12 protein-coding genes are annotated in these 17,187 nt (G+C 70.3%); 7 read left to right on the top strand and 5 right to left on the bottom strand.

Going from position 1 to position 17,187, the window contains the following annotated elements; genetic code table 11:
- The first annotated feature begins 24 nt into the window (after positions 1 to 24).
- Complete coding sequence (locus ACQEV2_RS35775) at positions 25 to 879, top strand: PaaX family transcriptional regulator (RefSeq protein WP_433051212.1); 855 nt, start codon at positions 25 to 27, stop codon at positions 877 to 879.
- A 24-nt stretch (positions 880 to 903) separates the two neighbouring features.
- Here the strand turns inward: ACQEV2_RS35775 and fxsT (ACQEV2_RS35770) are convergent, their stop codons facing one another.
- Complete coding sequence (gene fxsT / locus ACQEV2_RS35770; protein ID WP_433051209.1) at positions 904 to 4,944, bottom strand: FxSxx-COOH system tetratricopeptide repeat protein; 4,041 nt, start codon at positions 4,942 to 4,944, stop codon at positions 904 to 906.
- 168 nt (positions 4,945 to 5,112) lie between these two features.
- Here fxsT (ACQEV2_RS35770) and ACQEV2_RS35765 point away from each other — a divergent pair, with 168 nt between their 5' ends.
- The 4 genes from ACQEV2_RS35765 to fxsT (ACQEV2_RS35750) are packed head-to-tail and all read left to right on the top strand — an operon-like array spanning position 5,113 to position 11,859.
- On the top strand, positions 5,113 to 5,859 hold the full coding sequence (locus ACQEV2_RS35765) for a TIR domain-containing protein (protein WP_433051206.1): 747 nt from the start codon (positions 5,113 to 5,115) through the stop codon (positions 5,857 to 5,859).
- Positions 5,856 to 6,731, top strand: coding sequence for a macro domain-containing protein (locus ACQEV2_RS35760; protein WP_433051203.1), 876 nt, complete (start codon positions 5,856 to 5,858; stop codon positions 6,729 to 6,731). The genes ACQEV2_RS35765 and ACQEV2_RS35760 overlap by 4 nt, the downstream gene beginning before the upstream one ends.
- A gap of 27 nt (positions 6,732 to 6,758) precedes the next feature.
- On the top strand, positions 6,759 to 8,027 hold the full coding sequence (locus ACQEV2_RS35755) for a TIR-like protein FxsC (RefSeq protein ID WP_433051200.1): 1,269 nt from the start codon (positions 6,759 to 6,761) through the stop codon (positions 8,025 to 8,027).
- On the top strand, positions 8,011 to 11,859 hold the full coding sequence (gene fxsT / locus ACQEV2_RS35750; protein ID WP_433051197.1) for an FxSxx-COOH system tetratricopeptide repeat protein: 3,849 nt from the start codon (positions 8,011 to 8,013) through the stop codon (positions 11,857 to 11,859). Before ACQEV2_RS35755 ends, fxsT (ACQEV2_RS35750) begins: the two co-directional genes overlap by 17 nt.
- Positions 11,860 to 11,925: 66 nt before the next feature.
- Here the strand turns inward: fxsT (ACQEV2_RS35750) and ACQEV2_RS35745 are convergent, their stop codons facing one another.
- Genes ACQEV2_RS35745 through ACQEV2_RS35730 form a run of 4 tightly spaced genes read right to left on the bottom strand, consistent with a single transcriptional unit; the run spans position 11,926 to position 15,707 of the window.
- Positions 11,926 to 12,381 carry a MaoC family dehydratase gene (locus tag ACQEV2_RS35745; RefSeq protein ID WP_433051194.1) on the bottom strand — a complete coding sequence of 152 codons (456 nt, stop codon included), beginning with the start codon at positions 12,379 to 12,381 and terminating at the stop codon, positions 11,926 to 11,928.
- 8 nt (positions 12,382 to 12,389) lie between these two features.
- Positions 12,390 to 13,892, bottom strand: a complete 1,503-nt coding sequence (menE, locus tag ACQEV2_RS35740; protein WP_433051191.1) for an o-succinylbenzoate--CoA ligase — start codon at positions 13,890 to 13,892, stop codon at positions 12,390 to 12,392.
- A 10-nt stretch (positions 13,893 to 13,902) separates the two neighbouring features.
- The gene (locus ACQEV2_RS35735; protein WP_433051188.1) at positions 13,903 to 14,778 is read right to left on the bottom strand and encodes an amidohydrolase family protein; all 876 of its coding nucleotides are present in this window, start codon (positions 14,776 to 14,778) and stop codon (positions 13,903 to 13,905) included.
- An 11-nt stretch (positions 14,779 to 14,789) separates the two neighbouring features.
- The gene (locus ACQEV2_RS35730; RefSeq protein ID WP_433051185.1) at positions 14,790 to 15,707 is read right to left on the bottom strand and encodes an SDR family NAD(P)-dependent oxidoreductase; all 918 of its coding nucleotides are present in this window, start codon (positions 15,705 to 15,707) and stop codon (positions 14,790 to 14,792) included.
- Positions 15,708 to 15,829: 122 nt separating this feature from the next.
- On the opposite strand from ACQEV2_RS35730, the gene ACQEV2_RS35725 reads away from it, so the two are divergent.
- Together ACQEV2_RS35725 and ACQEV2_RS35720 are read left to right on the top strand one after the other, a co-directional pair.
- Complete coding sequence (locus ACQEV2_RS35725) at positions 15,830 to 16,378, top strand: MarR family winged helix-turn-helix transcriptional regulator (protein ID WP_433051182.1); 549 nt, start codon at positions 15,830 to 15,832, stop codon at positions 16,376 to 16,378.
- Positions 16,379 to 16,388: 10 nt separating this feature from the next.
- On the top strand, positions 16,389 to 17,177 hold the full coding sequence (locus ACQEV2_RS35720; protein ID WP_433051179.1) for an IclR family transcriptional regulator: 789 nt from the start codon (positions 16,389 to 16,391) through the stop codon (positions 17,175 to 17,177).
- Positions 17,178 to 17,187: the final 10 nt, after the last annotated feature.

Below are 17,187 nucleotides of genomic sequence, written 5' to 3'. Positions count from 1 at the left end.
TCGACGAGGGGTACGGTGGGCCGCGTGACCGGTGAAGAGGCACTGCGGCCCCAGTCCCTCATGCTGACGTTCCTGGGCGACCAGGTGCTCGGGCGGGACGTCTGTGTGTACTCGGGCAGCGTCATCGACGTCTTCGCGCGGGCGGGCGTCGGCGAGCAGGCGACCCGCTCGACGCTGACCCGCATGGTGAACCGCGGTCTGCTGCGCCGCCAGCGCGGGGGCCGCCGCATGTACTTCGGCCTGACCGAGCACTCGGAGAGGGTCCTGCGCGACGGCGCGCACCGCATCTGGCAGACCGGCGCCGTCAACCGCCACTGGGACGGCACCTGGACCCTGCTCGGCTTCTCCCTCCCCGAGTCCTGGCAGCGCCAGCGTCACGACCTGCGCTCCAAGCTCACCTGGAGCGGCTTCGGCCCGCTGTTCAGCGGCCTGTGGATCGCCCCCGGCGAGGTCGACGTGTCGTCCCTGGTCGCCGAACTCGGGCTGTCCGCCCACGTGAAGGTGTTCCGCGCGCACGCCGACGCCGGGATGGACATCAGCGCGATGATCGAGGAGACCTGGGAGCTGTCCGAACTGGCGGCGCTCTACGAGTCGTTCGTACGGCGCTGGCAACCGTGGGCGACGCAGCTTCCGGAAGCCGACGACGCCCTCGCACTGCGGCTGCGGCTGCAGGCGGAGTGGCTGCGCGTCATCCGCCGGGACCCGCGCCTGCCGGTCGAGCACCTGCCGGACGACTGGCCGGCCGAGAAGGCCGAGAAGACGTTCCGGGCGGTGCACGAGCGGCTCACACCCCTCGCGGACGAGACCGCCGGGCGCCTGCTCGACCTGGTGGCGGTGCGGCACGACACCGGCGAGTCCGCGGCACCTCTCGGTCACTGACCTGCCAAAAGCCGGTGCACGCGATCACGCGGGCAGCGGCTCCAGGTCCTGGTGGATGCGCTTGCCGTCGCGCACGCTCACGCTGTGGGGATGGTCCTCGCCGAGCAACCGGGTCAGATCGGCGTGGGCGCTCTCCTGGAGCCGGTCGGCCTCGGGGGTCCGGCACAGCGCGCGCAGGGTGACGGACAGGTTGGCGCAGGAGACGAGGGTGTCCGGGTGTTCCGGGCCGAGGGCGGACCGGAAGCCGGCCACCGCCCTGCGTTCCAGTTCCTCGGCTTCGTGCAGCTCGCCCTGCTCCGCGAGCACGTTGGCGAGGTTGACGGCGGAGGCGAGGGAGTAGGGATGGTGTTCGCCGAGCACCTCGCGCAGGGTGGCGTGGTTCTCCTCCAGCAGCTTGCCCGCCTTGGCGGTCTCACCGGCTCCGCGCAGGAAGATGCCGAGGTTGTTGAGGGCGGCCAGCGTCGCCGGGTGGCGCTCGCCGGGTGCCGCGCGGTACTGGCGCACCGTGTCCTGCGCCAGGAAGAGCGCCTCCTCCCGGGCACCGGTCGCGTAGAGGTCGGCCGCATGGTTCAGGGCGCAGTCCAGCACGTCCGGAGCGGACGCAGGGGTCTCACGCAGCCGGTAGTGCTCGCGGGTCTGCTGAGTCAGTGCCCGGGCCTCCTCCAGCAGGCCGGCCCTGCGCAGCGAGACGGCGAGGCTCTTGGCCGTGCGCAGGGTCTCGGGATGGGCCTCGCCGAACAGTGCCTCGTAGGTCGCGTGGCTGTCCCGCAGCAGTGCGACCGACGTCGGGTATTCACCCACTTCCCGCAGGTCACGGCCCAGGTTGGTGGCGCTGATCAGGGTGTGCGGATGCGTGCTGCCCAGGTCGTTGCGCCGCCGTTCGTAGATCGCCTGGTCGATGTCGCGGGCCTCGTGGTACCGGCCCAGCAGCCGCAGACAGACGGCACGGTCGTTGCCGGCACTCAGTGTGCGCGGGTGGTCCTCGCCGAAGCTCTCCGTGAAGCCGAGACAGGCCTCGTCGGCCATCTCCAGGGCGTCGTCGAAGCGGCCGATGCCACCGAGGTCGGTCGCGAGGCCGCCGGCCGTCATGAGGATGTGCGGGTGGCCGGGGCACAGCACTGTGCGCTGCCGGGCCAGGGTGTCCGAACCCAGGGCCGCCGCCTCCGCGTACTTGCCGAGCGAACGCAGCACGTTGGCGATGTGGAAGCACAGATGGAGGATCTGGATCTGCAGATCGGTGGCATGGCGTCGCTGGGCCGCGATCGTGGCCGCCCGCTCCTCGTCGGTGCCTGCGGTGCGCTCCGTGTCCGCGGCGGTCTTATCCTCCCGCGCGCCGATCCGTGCGCCTCGCTCGGCGAGTTGGCGCTCCCACAGCCGGCGCAGGGACTCTGCGAAGGCGAGGGCGGCGTCGAGATCGCCGCGCTTCCACAGGTAGCGGACGCGGTCGATGAGCAGCTGCCGGGTCTCCGGCTCGTCGCAGGTACCGGCCTCGGAGGCCTCCAGGTGCGGCCAGATGGCCGCGAAGACGGGCTGGTTCTCCGGCACGTCGATCGGTTCCTCACCCGGCGGACGGGCGCTCGCCAGGATGCGGTGGACCACGTGCCGAGCCTCGTCCTGTTCCTGTGGCGTGAGCTGGGAGCGGATCATCGCCTGCACCAGCCGGTGCACCTGGAGCGACTCGGTGGCCCGGTCGACCTTGGCGAGCGCGAACCTGCCGATCTCCCGGATCACCCGGCCGAAGACCATCCTCTCCTGCAGCAAGGGATCCTCCATGGCGAGGGCCCGGATCATCTCGTCGCCGTAGAGAAGCTTCATGGAGATCGGCTCGGCCGCGAAGAACGCGCACAGTTGAAGCAGGCGTACGGAGGCCGGTGAGCGCTCCTTCAAGCGCTCGAGGGAGACGTTCCAGGTGGCGCCCACAGGCTGCGGGTAGTTCGCGGGTCGGGTGAACGACAGTATGCGTTCGGCCTGTTGCTCCAGTTCCGCCAGATAGGTGTCGACGGGTGTGCCGGTCTCGGCCAGCCATGCACCCGCATGATCGAGGGCCAGCGGCAGGTCGCCGAGAGCGGCGGCGACCCGGTCGGCGTCCTCGGCGGTCAGATCGGCGGCCCGGCGCAGCAGATGCTCGACACTCTCCTCGCGCAGGAGCGGGTCGATCTCCACGACCTCGCCGTACTGCAGCCAGGTCTGGTTGCGTGAGGTCACCAGGACGTGGCCGGTGCCGCGGGGGAAGTGCCGGCTCACCTCCTGCGGCTCGTCGGCGTCGTCGAACACCAGCAGCCAGCGCAGTGTCGCGCCCGACCGGCGCAGATGGTCACACACCTCCTGGGCCGCCCGGCCCGTGTCGTCGCCGGCGCGCAGGCCCAGCCGGCGGGCCAGGTCCGCCAGGGCGGAGACGACGAGTTCGTTCTGCCCCGAGGGGATCCACCACACCAGGTCGTAGTCGGCGGCGAAACGGTGCACGTACTCCAGGGCGAGCTGGGTCTTGCCGACACCTCCCAGCCCGTAGAGGGCGTACGTTGCGGGCGCGCGGCCGGGGGCGCCGCTGCCGAGGCCGTCGCGCAGCCGCTCCAGCAGGGCGCTGCGGCCGGTGAAGGAGGGGTTGCGCGGTGAGACGTTCCAGAACTTGGGCACCGTGTCCGGGAAGCGGGCTTCGGTGGCCAGGGCGTCATCGGGCAGTTCGGCCGGCAGTGGCGGCTTGCCCAGGGCCCGCAGCAGCGCGGAGGCGGCGTTCTTCTCGTTCGTCCGGACCAGGTCGACCGTGGGCCACTCGCTGAACATCGGCGCGGGGCGGACGTCGCCGACCCGCACCGCGACCACCTGGCGGCGGCCGGAGTGGTCACCGCCCATGGCCGACTCCCACACCTGGCGGGCCCGGGCTGAGCGCTGGAACGCCGGAGAAATCACGACGACCCTACGGTCGGCGGGCTTCTCGGCACCGTCCCCCTCGCAGCCGACGTGCTTGAGCTCGACCCTGAACCCGGCCCTGGACAGCAGCCCGGCGATCCAGTCGGCCCACATGCGGTCCTCGGAGACATAACTCAGCTGCACGTCGGACGGCGGCGACAGCCGGCTGCGGGTGAACTTCCGGTTGATGCCCTCGCGCACGTTCGCGTCCATGCGCGGCAGCATCGTGACGGTCCGGTCGCTGATCACGCCCGTGACCCGTTCGAAGGCCGCCAGCAGCGAGGTCGGGTTGCCGGCCTCGTCCCCGAAGGTGGCCAGTGTCTCCTCGTAGGCGTAGTAGGGACGGTACGGCACCTCCACCGATCCCCAGTAGTCGGAGAGTTCCTCGGCGGTCATGCCGGAGGGGAAACCGTCGAACCTCTCCCGCGCCAGGGAACGTCCGGCGTCGGCCTTCGCTTTCTCGCCCTCGTCGATGCGCATGGGGACGGGCAGGATACGGATCCTGCGGCTGCGGAAGCGCTCGTGGATGTCGTGGGCGACCCTCGAGGCGCCGTCGATGCTCTGGTCGCTGAGGGTGAAGCAGTCCACCAGGACGTCGGGGAGGTGAGCGGTGCAGATGTCGGCGATGTCGGACAGTCCCGTACGGCTGTCGATGAGGACGTAGTCGTAGTTCTTCCGCATGTCCTCGCGCAGCGCGTCGAAGAAGGCACCGCCGCCGAGACGGTCGTAGAAGTTGTCCCAGTCGAAGGTGCTCACGATCGCCGAGTAGTCGCGGCTCTGCCGGCCCGCGGACACCAGGTCGAGCGTGCCGGGCTCGGGGAACGGCCAGTCCAGGGAGACGGCGTGGCGCTGGATGCGGGCGTATTCGCGATGCCAGTCCGGCGGCCGCCGCTCGCTGTCCATGCCGTCGCCGGTGACCGCCCAGGCGTACTCCTTGAGCAGGTCGATGACGCCGGTGGTGGCGACGATCGTGGCCGGGTCGAGGAACGGATGGAAGAAGCGGTGCAGGCCGGGCGCCTCCAGGTCCCAGTCCACCGCCAGGACCCGCTTGCCGTTGGCGGCGAGGATCCAGGCGACGTTGGCCAGCGCCATCGTGCGGCCCGTACCGCCCTTGTAGGAGTAGAACGTGACGATGCGTCCGTCACGGTCATCGGTCATCGCCGCCCCCCGCCATGCCGTGTCGGAACCGTGTCGCCGCCGCTTCGGGTTGTTGCGTGCTGGGTCGTCCAGATTAGCCGTCGAGGCGGCTGTCTGCGTCGGTCCAGGAGCAGTTGGCCACCGCGGGGCTTATCCTCGCAGCGGGCCGCAGAGCCAGGGGGACGGGGAATGAAGATCTTTCTCAGCTGGTCCGGACGCGCCTCTCAACAGTGCGCCGAACTGCTCGCCGAGTGGCTGCCGTTCTTCAGCGACGAGATCGAGCCCTTCGTCTCCTCGGACAGCATCAGGAAGGGAGCGCGCGGGCTGGACGAACTCAAGGAACAGCTCGACCAGAGTTCCTTCGGGATCGCCTGCATCACCCACTCCAATCTCGACGCACCCTGGATCACTTTCGAATCGGGAGCCCTGTCGAAGGAGGTCAATGAGCACGAGGGCAGAGTCGTGCCGTTCCTCCTCGAAGGCAGCCACGCCGATCTGGAGGCGGCGAGCAGTCCACTTCGCCAGTTCCAGTCGACCCGGGCTCATGACAGGGACGATGTGCTGAGGTTGGTGCGGACCATCAATGAGGTGCTCTGCAAGTCCGCGGGCCGCCAACCCGACGACACCAGGCTCACGAAACGGTTCGCCAAAGCGTGGCCCGATCTGCGCGATGCCCTGGCTGCGATCGACCTGGCGGCGGACGGCGACGGACAGGGGCCGCCCCGCCGCTCGCAGAAGGAGATCCTGGAGGAGCTGGCCTCGCTGGTGAAGGAACAGATCAGCCGTATCACCGACCTGGAACGGGCCGTGGACGCCCTCCGCAACGGCCATGGCACATCCCCGAGGAAGCTGACCAGATTCGTCGGTGTCTACGACGAGCCCGTCGGTCCGGTCACTGCCACGGCGGAGACCCCGAGCGGGGACGAGGCGGGATGAGTCCGGGGCTCAGGCACCGGCTGCGGATCCTGTTCGGCACCCGTCTCGGGCTGTCCACGGCCGGGCGGGCGTGCGCCGTGCAGTTCGGTGTGCTCTCGGGCGCCGCGCAGCTGTATCTGACGTTCTGGCCGGACAGTACGCTGCCTCGCGGTACGACGTTCCTTGTCATCGCGGGCGTGGCGCTGGCGGGGGGCATCGTGCAGTCCTGGCCCCGGGACCGGGTCAGTCACGACTTCACCCATCCGCAGTTTTCCGTGACCCTGGCAATCGGGGACCTGTTCGACCAGCCGTGCCATCTGGTCATCGGGTTCAACGATGTGTTCGACACCGACACCACCGACGATCTGGTGATCGCGCGGCGCAGTGTGCAGGGCCAGTTCCTGCATCGGGTCTATGCCGGGGAGGTCGACCGGCTGGACCGTGAACTCGCGGTCGCCCTGACGGGGAAGCAGCCGGTCGCGGTGGAGGAACGGGCGGCGAAACGGGCCGGCAAGCTGTCCCGCTATCCGCTCGGCACGGTCGCCGTCCTCGGCCTCCCCGCCCGGCGATACTTCCTCAGCGCCTACGGCACCATGCGCAACGACCTGACGGTCGGCTCGGGGCCCGACGAGGTCTGGCACAGTCTGGGCGAGCTGTGGCGGGCGCTGCATGTGCACGCCCGGCGCGAGACGGTGGCCATGCCGGTCATCGGCTCGGACCTGGCCCGCATCGACACCATGGACCACGCGAGCCTGATCAAGCTGATCCTGTTGTCCTTCGTCACCACGTCACGGCAGTCGGTCGTCTGCAAAGAGCTGACGATCGTCGTCCACCCGGAGGAATATGAGCGCGTCGACATGTTGGAGCTGGCCGCGTTCCTGCGGACGCTGTGACCATCGGACCCGTAGGGAGGGCTTCGGGTGGGGCTGGAACGGAGCGAGCCGGATGCGAACAGGCCCTACTTCTTTCTGAGTTACGCGCACACGCCGCGCCTCGACCCCTTCGACGCCCCTGATCCGGACATGTGGGTGCACCGGCTGTTCCGAGACCTGTGCGAGTACATCATGTCGATGACGGACGTCCCCGCCGTCGGATTCATGGATCGTGAGATGAGGGCCGGTGAGAGCTGGAGCGACCGGACAGCGGAGGCACTGGCCACCTGCCGGGTGTTCGTCCCCCTGTACTCGCCCCGTTACTTCATCAGCGACACCTGCGGCCGCGAGTGGTCGGCCTTCTCCCAACGTCAGGCACGCCACAGCGCGTTGTCGCCGCCCGGTCCCCCGGCCATCGTGCCGGCGCTGTGGGCGCCCGTACCGTTCCAGAGGCTTCCCCACGCCGCGCAGAGCCTGCCGTACGAGCACGAGCGATTCGGCCGGGAGTACACGACCTTCGGCCTGTACGGGCTGATGAAGCTGCGGTCGTTCCGGCAGCAGTACGAGAAGATCACCTACCTGCTGGCTCAGACGATCACCGCGACCGCCCAGCAGAACCCGCTCCCCGTCGGACGCCCCCTGGACTTCGCACAGCTGCCCAGCGCCTTCGAACAGCGCACCAGCCTGCGCCGGATGCGCATCATCGTGGCCGCACCCAGCCGCCAGGAGCTGCCACCGGGACGCCCCGTACAGTGCTACGGACCCTCCGCCCTCGACTGGAATCCCTACCGCCAGAGCGACACGGACTCCACCCGGCCACTCGCCGAGATCGCCGCGGCCATCGCCGAGCGGCTCGACTACCGTCCCACGATCGAGTCGCTCGACGGAGCGGTCGGCGGTCTGCTCACCGAGCGGCGACCGGACGGTCTGGCACTGATCCTGCTGGACAAATGGACGCTTTCCGACCCTAAGTGGCGGGCACTGCTGACCCGGGTGGATGATGCGGCGCTGCCGTGGCTCGGGGTGATCGTGCCGTCGGACGCGTCCGGCTCGGACGACGAAAGCGGACTCGGGTGGCAGACGGCCCTGGAGCAGACCCTTCCGCGAACCGTCCAGCGCGTCCGGAGCATCCCGCGGGCGGCGATGGCCGGAGTCCCCTCGCTGACCGAGTTCATGGCCCTCCTTCCTCACGTGATCCAGTGGGCGGCCGCGCAGTTCCTCAGGTTCACCCCGAGCCATCCGCCTCCGGGTTCGCAGACCCCCCGGTTCCGGCTGGGAGGACCCGTCGAGGGGGCATCCGATGACCGCCGCCCCTGACGGACAGATCATCACCTTCTACTCCCAGAAGGGCGGCACCGGACGGACCATGGCACTGGCGAACGTGGCGTGGATCCTCGCTTCCAACGGCTACCGGGTACTGGCCTCGGACTGGGACGTCGAGGCGCCGGGCCTGCACCGCTATTTCCACCCGTTCCTCGACGCCGCGACCTCCGGCGCGACGACGGGAGTGCTCAACCTCTTCGCGGACTACGTGGTGGACCGGCGCACCGGCAACGAACCGGAGGCAGACGTGATACGCCGTCATGCCAGCGTGCTGCCGCACTCCGTTTCGGTCGACTGGACCTTCCCCGGCGGCGGGACCCTCGACTACATGCCGGCGGGGCGGCGGGACGCCGAGTACCTGACCCATCTGATGGGCTTCAACTGGGGAGACTTCACCGAGTTCCTCGGCGGCGTGCGGTTCCTGGAGGCGTTGCGCCACGACATGAGGAACCACTACGACTACACCCTCATCGACAGCCGTTGCGGGGTGAGCGACCTGGTCGCCCTGTGCACCATGGATCTGCCGGACGTGGTGGTGAACTGCTTCACCTTGAGTTCGCAGAGCATCGCAGGCGCGGTGGCCATGGACCGGACCATCCGGCGGAACGCGAGACCGCGCGACGTCCATGTGCTGCCGGTCGCCATGCGGGTCACCGAGGGGCGGGCCGAGCGGCTGGCCGCCGCGCGGGAACTGGTCCGTGTCTCCTTCCCCGACCAGCCGCCCGGCAGCCCGGCCGGCTTGGAGATCCCGCACCGGCAGGATTACGCATACGAGGAGATGCTCGCCGTGTTCGGTGACGCGCCCGGCGCCACCGACAGCCTGCTCGCGGCCCTCGAACGGCTGACGGGCCAGATCACCGCCGGGCGCGTCAGAAGCTTCCCGCCCCTCGACGACGACCTGCGCAGACGTCACCTCACCTCCTACGTGCGGCCGCTGTCCCCCGTGGCCACGCCGCTGCGGCTGTGGCACGCGCCGGAGGACAGGATGTGGGCGGACTGGGTCGGCTGGGTACTCACCCGCTCGGGCTTCGTAGTGCTCGCCCCCGATGCCGATGCCGAGCCGACGCCTTCAGGCACAACACCGCGCACTGTGGCGCTGCTGTCCTCGTCCTTTCTGCGCTCCACACGGGCCCGCACACTGCGGGAGCGCGTGGACCCGCCCCGGCCCGGCTCCCCTGGGCAGCTGGTCCCGTTCCGTATCGAGCCCATCACCCTCACGCCGCCGTTCAGCGACCACGGTCCGGTCGACCTGACCTCCCTCGACGAGTCGCACACGGCCCAGACCGTCCTGCGCAGCGTCGGACTCTCCGGCGAGGCGACCGTACGACCGCTGGAGTCGGCCCGGCCCCGGTTTCCCGGCCGCACGCCGGCCGTCTGGCAGGCCCCGCCACGCAACCCGTTCTTCGTGGGCCGCGACCGGCACCTGGACCAGTTGCACGCCATCCTCGACGTCAGCCGTCGTCAGGCCGCGATACTTCCCCACCAGGGCCTCAGCGCCTGCGGTCGCACCCAGCTCGCCGTGGAGTACGCACATCGTTTTCAGGCGGCATACGACCTGGTGTGGTGGGTGCGCGCGCAGAGCCGGGAGTCGACGTTGCTGTCACTGGCGCGGCTGGCCGACCGTCTTGGACTGCGGCACAGCGACGGCGTGCCCGAGGCCGTTCGCCGGACCCTTGACGAGTTGGGCTCGGGCGCGCCGTATGACCGATGGCTGCTGGTCTACGACAACGCCGGCAGCCCGCAGAGTCTGGACGGGCTGCTGCCCTCGGGCGCGCATGGGCATGTGCTGGTCACCTCGCGCGACCGCCGCTGGAGCGAGGCGATGGACACCGTGGAGGTCGACGCCTTCACCCGTGAACAGAGCGTCGAGCACTTGCGTCGGCGGGTGCCGGCCCTGGCTCCCGGCGATGCCGACCGGGTCGCCACGGCCGTGGAGGACATGCCGCTCGCGGTGACCCAGGCGGCGTCGTGGCTGGCACAGACCCCGCAGGTGGAGCACTATCTGCGGCAACTGACCGAGCAGCTCGAGGAGTTGTCGTCGGCCACGGTCGGCAGTCCGGTCGCGGCCACCACCCGGCTGGCCCTGGCCACCTTGCGCAAGCGTGCTCCCGCGGCGCTGCGGCTGCTCGTCCTCTGCTCCCATCTCGCCCCGCTGCCGATGCCGTTGGCGCCGCTGTACACCGACACGGCCCTGTGTCTTCTGCGTCCCCACGACCCCGGCGTGCACGAGCGGCTGCTGCTGAGCAAGGCGGTGCAGGAACTCAGCCGGCTCGGCCTGGCCGAGGTCGACCAGGCCGGTCACACGCTGAAGGTGCACCGCATGGTGCAGGCCCTGGTGCTCGCTGCGCTGCCCGAGTCCGAGGGTGCGGGCGCCCGCCATGAGGCGCACCGGCTGATCGGTGCCGCGGGACCGCACCACGACAGGGCCGGTGCCGATACCGACGACGAGGCGTCGCAGGAGTTGTGGCCGCACCTCGATCAGACGCGGGCCGACGAGTGCGCGGACGACGACATCCGGGACATGCTGATCGAGCGGCTGCGCCGCACCGTACGACTGGGGATGCCGGAACGCGCGTTGGAACTCGCCCGTCGACTCGACGAGTGCTGGAGCCAGGCCGGCGCGGACGCCGAGCATCAGGTGCTGCAACTGCGCACCCATCAGGCGGCCGCGCTGCGGAGTCTGGGCGCCTACGGTGAGGCGTCCGGTCTGGACGCCGACACGCTGAGCCGTCAGCGCGAGCTGCTGCCGCCGGGCCACGCGCACACCCTCATGACCGCCGCGGGCCTCGCGGAGGACCTCAGGGCGCTGGGCCGCTTCGACAAGGCCCTGCAGCTGGCCCGTGAGGTGTCGGCTGGGTTCCAGGAGTCGTTCGGTGAGGAGCACCCGCAGGCGCTCTCCGCCTCCGAGGCGTTCGCCAGGTCGCTGTCCCTGGTCGGCGAGTACGCGGCCGCCCGGGAGCAGAGTCTGGCCGCCCTGCAGCGCAGACGCGAAGTACTGGGCAACGGTCATCCGTCGGCCCTGGTGTCCACGCTCGGTCTCGGCCGGGACCTGCGCGAGGTGGGTGACTATGCCGGGTCCGTGGCCGTACTGCGGCCGGCTCTGAAGGAGTTGCGGGGGCGGAGCACGCGCAGCGCGCTGCGGGCGACGGTCAGCCTCTCGGTTTCGCTGCGCCGCATGGGCGAGTTGAAGGAGGCCGAGGTGCTCGCCTCCGCGGCCGACCAGGCGTACGGCGACCGATGGGACCGGGACGATCCCGACCGGCTGGCCTGCGGGCTCAATCTGGCGGTCCTGGCGGCCGACGTCGGCGACCTGGCCTCCGCACGCACCGCGCTCAGTCTCCTCCAGCACCGTTTCATCCGCCTCCGCGGCCCCGAGCACCCGGACATCGCGGTCTGCGACCACAACCTCGCGCTCTGCCTCCGGTCGGCCGGGGAGGCCCATGAAGCACTGGCGACAGCCACCCGGACGGTACGGTCGCTCAGCACATGCCTCGGCACCACCCATCCGTATACTCTCTGCGCCAGGCTGACGCTGGCCAACGTGCTCGGCGACCTCGAGCAGTTCGACAGAGCCGAAGAGGTGTCACGCTCCTGCGCCCAGGCTCTGCACGGCTGTCTCGGGGGCAGCCATCCCGACAGCCTGATCGCCGGCCTCGGCCTGGCGGTCACGCTGCGCTCGCTCGGCCGCGTCCCGGAGGCCACACAGCTGCGGGACGAGGCGGTGTCCCTGTTCGCCCGCCGGCTCGGGGCCGGCCACCCCTGGACGAAGGCCGCACGGAACTGGCAACGCATCGACCGTGACCTCGAGCCGCTGTTGCCCGCGTAGCTGTCTCGAACACGTCAGCCGCACAGGGTGCGTGCGACCTTCACTCACATCCCTGGGACTTCCGGCTCAGGCGTAGAACCGCGACAGACTCCGCAGCACCGCCGCCGGCTTCGTCCCGCCCTCGATCTCGATGGTGCCGTCGACCGTGATCTGCACGCCGCCCGGCACCTCCTCGACCTCCGCCAGCCTGCCGACCAGCCGTATGCGCGAGCCGACCTTGACCGGCGAGGGGAAACGCACCTTGTTCAGACCGTAGTTGACCTTCGTGGTGACGCCCTGGACGTCCAGCAGCTCGGTGAAGAGGGGGATGAAGAGGGAGAGGGTGAGGTATCCGTGGGCGATGGGGGCGCCGAAGGGGCCTTCGGCGGCCTTCTCCGGGTCGACATGGATCCACTGGTGGTCGCCCGTGGCGTCGGCGAACGTGTTGATGCGCTCCTGGGTGATCTCGATCCACTCGCTGGTACCGAGGTCGCTGCCCGCCAGCTTCTTCAGTTCGTCGAGGCCGTTCACGGTGATGCTCATGCGGTTCCTTAACTGTTGCCGTACCGGGTACGGACTCGGGACTTGAGGAGTTTTCCTGAGGCGGTGCGCGGGAGTTCGTCCGCGAGCACCACCGACTTCGGGATCTTGTACTTGGCGAGGCGGCCGGCGAGGGACGCGAGGATCTCGTCGGGGTCCGGCGAGGCGCCCTCACGTGGCACCACGACCGCCCTCGGCACCTCGCCCCACTTGTCGTCGGGCACTCCGATCACCGCGCACTCGACGATGTCCGGGTGGGCGAGGAGCAGGTCCTCGATCTCGGCGGGGTAGATGTTCTCGCCGCCGGAGATGATCATGTCCTTGATGCGGTCGACGATGAAGACGTAACCGTCCTCGTCGACCCGGGCGGCGTCCCCGCTGCGGAACCATCCGTCGGCGAAGGAGGCGGCCGTCTCCTCGGGCAGCCCCCAGTAGCCGGGCATGACGTGCGGACCGCGCACGACGACCTCGCCGGTCTCGCCGACGTCGACGGGGGTCAGGTCCGGCCGTACGACGCGTACGTCGCTGAAGAAGTGCGGCACGCCCGCCGAACCCGCTTTGCTGACCGCGTGTTCGGCGTCCAGGAACAGCGTCCCCGGGGCCGCCTCCGTCATGCCGTAGCCCTGGAGGAAGGTGAGCCCGCGCTCCTGGTACGCGGCGATGAGCGGTGTGGAGACCGGGGAGCCGCCGCAGGTCAGGATGCGCAGGGAGGAGAGGTCCGCCTCCGCCCAGCGCGGGTGCCGGGCCACCTGCTCGAACATCGTCGGCACGCCGAACATGAAGGTGATCCGGTGCCGTTCGATCAGGTCGAAGGTGGCCTCGGGGTCGAAGGCCTCGACCAGGACGCAGGTGCCGCCCTTGAGCAGCACCGGGAGCGTCAGCATGTTCAGGCCCGCCGTGTGGAACAACGGGGCCGAGACCAGGGCGCGTTCGTCGGCGATCAGGTCGGTGTCGACGAGGACGTTGAGCGCGTTCCAGGTGATGTTGCCGTGGGTGAGCATCGCGCCCTTGGGGCGGCCCGTCGTTCCCGAGGTGTACATGATGATGCAGGTGTCGTCCGGGATGACCGGCGCGTCGATGGGCTCCACGGAGGCGGACGCGAGCGCCTCTTCGTATTCGGCGCCGACTTCGACGTAGGTCCGTACGTCGGTGCTGCCCGGCAGTCCGGCGACGAGCCCGGCATGCGAGGGGCCGTAGACGAGGGCCTTGGCGCCGGAGTCGGCCAGCTGGTAGGCGATCTCGGGGCCCGCCAGGCGGGTGTTGAGCGGGACGAAGACCGCGCCGAGCGTGCCGGCCGCGAACAGGGTCTCCAGGTAGGAGGGGTGGTTCGGGCCGAGGTAGGCGATGCGGTCGCCGCGGCGGACACCCCGCTCGCGCAGGGCGTGGGCGAGGCGGGTGGTGCGGTCGTACAGCTGCGCGTAGGTGAGTGTGGTGTCACCGTGGATCAGGGCCGTGCGGTGCGGGGTCTTGCGGGCCCGGCGTGCGGGCCATGACCCCAGTCCCTCGTTGCGCATGTCGCGCCCCTTACGGTTTCGTCAGCCCGAGCAGACGGGCGGCGTTCTCCTTGAGGATCTTCGGCTTCACCTCGTCCTTGATCGACAGCTTCTCGAAGTCGGCGAGCCAGCGGTCGGGGGTGAGGACGGGGAAGTCGGAGCCGAAGAGGACCTTGTCCTTCAGCAGCGAGTTGGCGTACTGCACCAGCTGCGGCGGGAAGTACTTCGGCGACCAGCCGGACAGGTCGATGTGCACGCCCGGCTTGTGGGTGGCGACGGCGAGGGCCTCGTCCTGCCAGGGGAAGGACGGGTGCGCCAGGATGATCTTCAGGTGCGGGAAGTCGGCCGCCACGTCGTCCACATGGAGAGGGTTCGAGTACTTGAGCCGGATTCCGCCTCCGCCGGGGACTCCGGCGCCGATGCCCGTCTGGCCCGTGTGGAAGAGGGCGATCGTGCCCGTCTCCTCGATGACCTCGTAGAGGTCGTACGCCACCGAGCGGTCGTTGGGGAAGAAGCCCTGGATGCTGGGGTGGAACTTGAAGCCCTTCACCCCGTACTCCTCGACCAGGCGGCGGGCCTGCTTGACGCCCGCCTTCCCGCGGAAGGGGTCGATGGAGGCGAAGGGGATGAGGACGTCGGAGTTGGCGGCGGCCGCCTCCGCGACCTCCTCGTTCGGGACCGGCGCGGTGCCGGTCGCGGACTCGGCGTCGACCGTGAAGATCACGGCGGCCATCTTCCGCTCGCGGTAGTACGCGGCGGTCTCCTCCAGGGTCGGCTTCCGCTTGCCCTCCACCTTGAAGTAGGCGGAGGAGGCGTCGTGCAGGTCGTCGTCCAGGGAGGAGTGGCCCTTCGTGGAGACCTCCGCGTGGGTGTGGACGTCGATCGCGACGAGGTCTTGGACGTTCATGGAGGGGGTCATCACGCCTCCGGGAACTTGGGCGCCGGGATGCCGACCGACTGCAGTTCGGCGCCCACCGACGTCGGGAAGGCGTCGGCCAGGGTGTCGGGGGTCCAGCCGCCGTCGGCGTACGCCGTCTTGATCTCCTGCGGATGCGACCAGAGTGCCACCTTGTCGCCGCCGATGCCGATGGCCTGGCCGGTGATGCCGCGGGCCGCCTCGGAGGCGAGGAAGGGCACGAGGGCCGCGCAGTCCTCGGGGGTGCCGAAGCCCTCGCCCTTGCGCAGGAAGTCCGGGAGCGGCTCGCCGTTCTTCATGGCCTCGATGTACGGGGCGAAGGCGGGGATGGTCTCGGTCATCGCGGTCGCGGCGACCGGCACGATCGCGTTGACGGTGATGCCCGCGCGGCCCAGCTCCATCGACCAGGTGCGGGCCATGGCGGCGATGCCGGCCTTGGCGGCGGCGTAGTTCGTCTGGCCGAAGTTGCCGCGCTGCCCGGCCGGGGAGCCGACCAGGATCAGGGTGCCACCCTCGCCCTGCTCGCGCATGCGGACGGCGGCGGCGCGGGCACAGGTGAAGGTGCCCTTGAGGTGGGTGGTGATCACCGCGTCGAAGTCGTCGTCGGTCATCTTCCACAGCACCTTGTCGCGCAGGATGCCCGCGTTGGTGACCAGGATGTCGAGGCGCCCGAACTCCTCCACCGCCCGGTTCACGAGCCGCTCGGCGGCCTCCGTGGTGCCGACCGGGACGACCTCGGCGACGGCGGTTCCGCCGGCCTCGGTGATGGACTTCACGGCGGCCTCGGCCACGGCCTCGTCGACGTCGTTGACGACCACGGAGGCGCCGTGGGCGGCCAGGGCGTGGGCGTAGGCGAGGCCCAGGCCCCGGCCGCTGCCGGTGACGACGGCGGCCTTGCCGGTGAGATCGATGCTGGGCACGGGCGGGTCCCTTCGGGTGGCGTCGCGACTTCTCGCTGCGACTTTCTCGGTGCGGCTTCGAGATCGAAGGTAAGAACAATAGTTGTTGACGTCAATAGTTGTTGCCGACCCGTCCTTGCGTCATGCTGGGTGCGGTACGTCCGCACGCCCCACCCGGGGCCTCGACCAGGGAGCCCGCCATCACCAGCCGGCAGACCACCCAGCACACCGCAGGCCCTGCACCGATCGACGCCGACGAGCCGTGGATGCGCGGGCTGCACGCGGACACGGGCTATCTGCTCTACCGCCTCGGCCTGCGCTCCGGTCAGTTGTTCAACACCTTCCTCCAGGAGTCGGGACTGCGCCTGCGCCACTACGCGCTGCTGCGGTTCCTCGCCACCTCCCCGGGCGCCCTCCAGCGCGAGCTGAGCGCGTCGCTCGGCTACGACCCGAGCGCGATCGTCGGCCTGGTCGACGACCTGGAGAAGCTGGGATTCGCCGAGCGGCGCCCCTCCCCCGACGACCGCCGCAGCCGGATCATCGTCCTGACCGAGGGCGGCCGGGCGTTCCTGCGGGACACCGACGAGGCCGGGCAGCGCGTCACCAACGAGCTGGTCCAGCCCCTCGACGCCGCCGAGCGCGAGCAGCTCCACGCGCTGCTGCAGAGAGTCGCCGAGTCCGGGCTGGGGTGACGGGGTGCCGATGACCGCCGACGCCGTGCCGTCCCTGCCGGCCAAGGGGACGCGTTCCGCACCCGACCGGCTGCTGTCGGTGCTGGGTGCCTTCGACCTGGAGCACCCGGCGCTCAGCCTGACGGACATCAGTCGGCGGGCCGGGCTGACCCTCACCACCGCGCACCGGCTCGTGGCCGCCCTCACCGAGTGGGGCGCCCTGGAGCGGGACGGCTCCGGCCTCTACCACGTCGGGCTGCGGCTGTGGGAGGTCGCCGCACTCGCCCCGCGCGGGCTCGCGCTGCGCCAGGTCGCACTGCCGTATCTGGAGGACCTGTACGAAGCCACGCACGAGAACGTGCAGTTGGCGGTCCAGGACGGGCCCGAGGTCGTCTACATCGAGTGGCTGTCGGGACGGTCCGCGGTCGGCGTGCACATCCGGGTCGGGGCCCGCTGGCCGCTGCACGCCACCGGGGTGGGGCTCGCGCTGCTCGCGCACAGCGCCCCGGAGTTCCAGGAGGAGTACTGCGCCGGACCGCTCGCCTCCTTCACGCCGTACACCGTCACCGAACCGGCCCGGCTGCGCCGCATGCTGGCCGACGTACGCCGCACGGGGGTGGCGGTGAGCAGCCGCCAGGTCACCGACGACGCGCTGTCCGTCGCCGCCCCGGTGCGCGGTCCGGGCGGCTCGGTCGTCGCCGCCGTGTCGGTCGTCGTACCCCAGGCCGACGCACAGGTGCCGGTGCTGGTGCCGGCGGTACGGCTCGCGGCGCGGGGGATCTCGCGGGGGCTCGGGTGGCAGCCGGAGAAGGGGGCGTAGGCGGCCCTGC

The organism is Streptomyces sp. CA-251387, from assembly GCF_050936625.1.
Taxonomy (GTDB): Bacteria; Actinomycetota; Actinomycetes; order Streptomycetales; family Streptomycetaceae; genus Streptomyces.
The sequence above is the reverse complement of the archived record's forward strand: the minus strand, read 5'-3'. Positions and strand labels throughout refer to the sequence as shown.

Bases quoted from the DNA above. Each gene is read 5' to 3' on its own strand.
- fxsT (WP_433051209.1), bottom strand. From the start codon at position 4,944: ATGACCGATGACCGTGACGGACGCATCGTCACGTTCTACTCCTACAAG.
- ACQEV2_RS35765 (WP_433051206.1), top strand. From the start codon at position 5,113: ATGAAGATCTTTCTCAGCTGGTCCGGACGCGCCTCTCAACAGTGCGCC.
- ACQEV2_RS35760 (WP_433051203.1), top strand. From the start codon at position 5,856: ATGAGTCCGGGGCTCAGGCACCGGCTGCGGATCCTGTTCGGCACCCGT.
- fxsT (WP_433051197.1), top strand. From the start codon at position 8,011: ATGACCGCCGCCCCTGACGGACAGATCATCACCTTCTACTCCCAGAAG.
- ACQEV2_RS35745 (WP_433051194.1), bottom strand. From the start codon at position 12,381: ATGAGCATCACCGTGAACGGCCTCGACGAACTGAAGAAGCTGGCGGGC.
- menE (WP_433051191.1), bottom strand. From the start codon at position 13,892: ATGCGCAACGAGGGACTGGGGTCATGGCCCGCACGCCGGGCCCGCAAG.
- ACQEV2_RS35735 (WP_433051188.1), bottom strand. From the start codon at position 14,778: ATGAACGTCCAAGACCTCGTCGCGATCGACGTCCACACCCACGCGGAG.
- ACQEV2_RS35725 (WP_433051182.1), top strand. From the start codon at position 15,830: ATGCTGGGTGCGGTACGTCCGCACGCCCCACCCGGGGCCTCGACCAGG.
- ACQEV2_RS35720 (WP_433051179.1), top strand. From the start codon at position 16,389: ATGACCGCCGACGCCGTGCCGTCCCTGCCGGCCAAGGGGACGCGTTCC.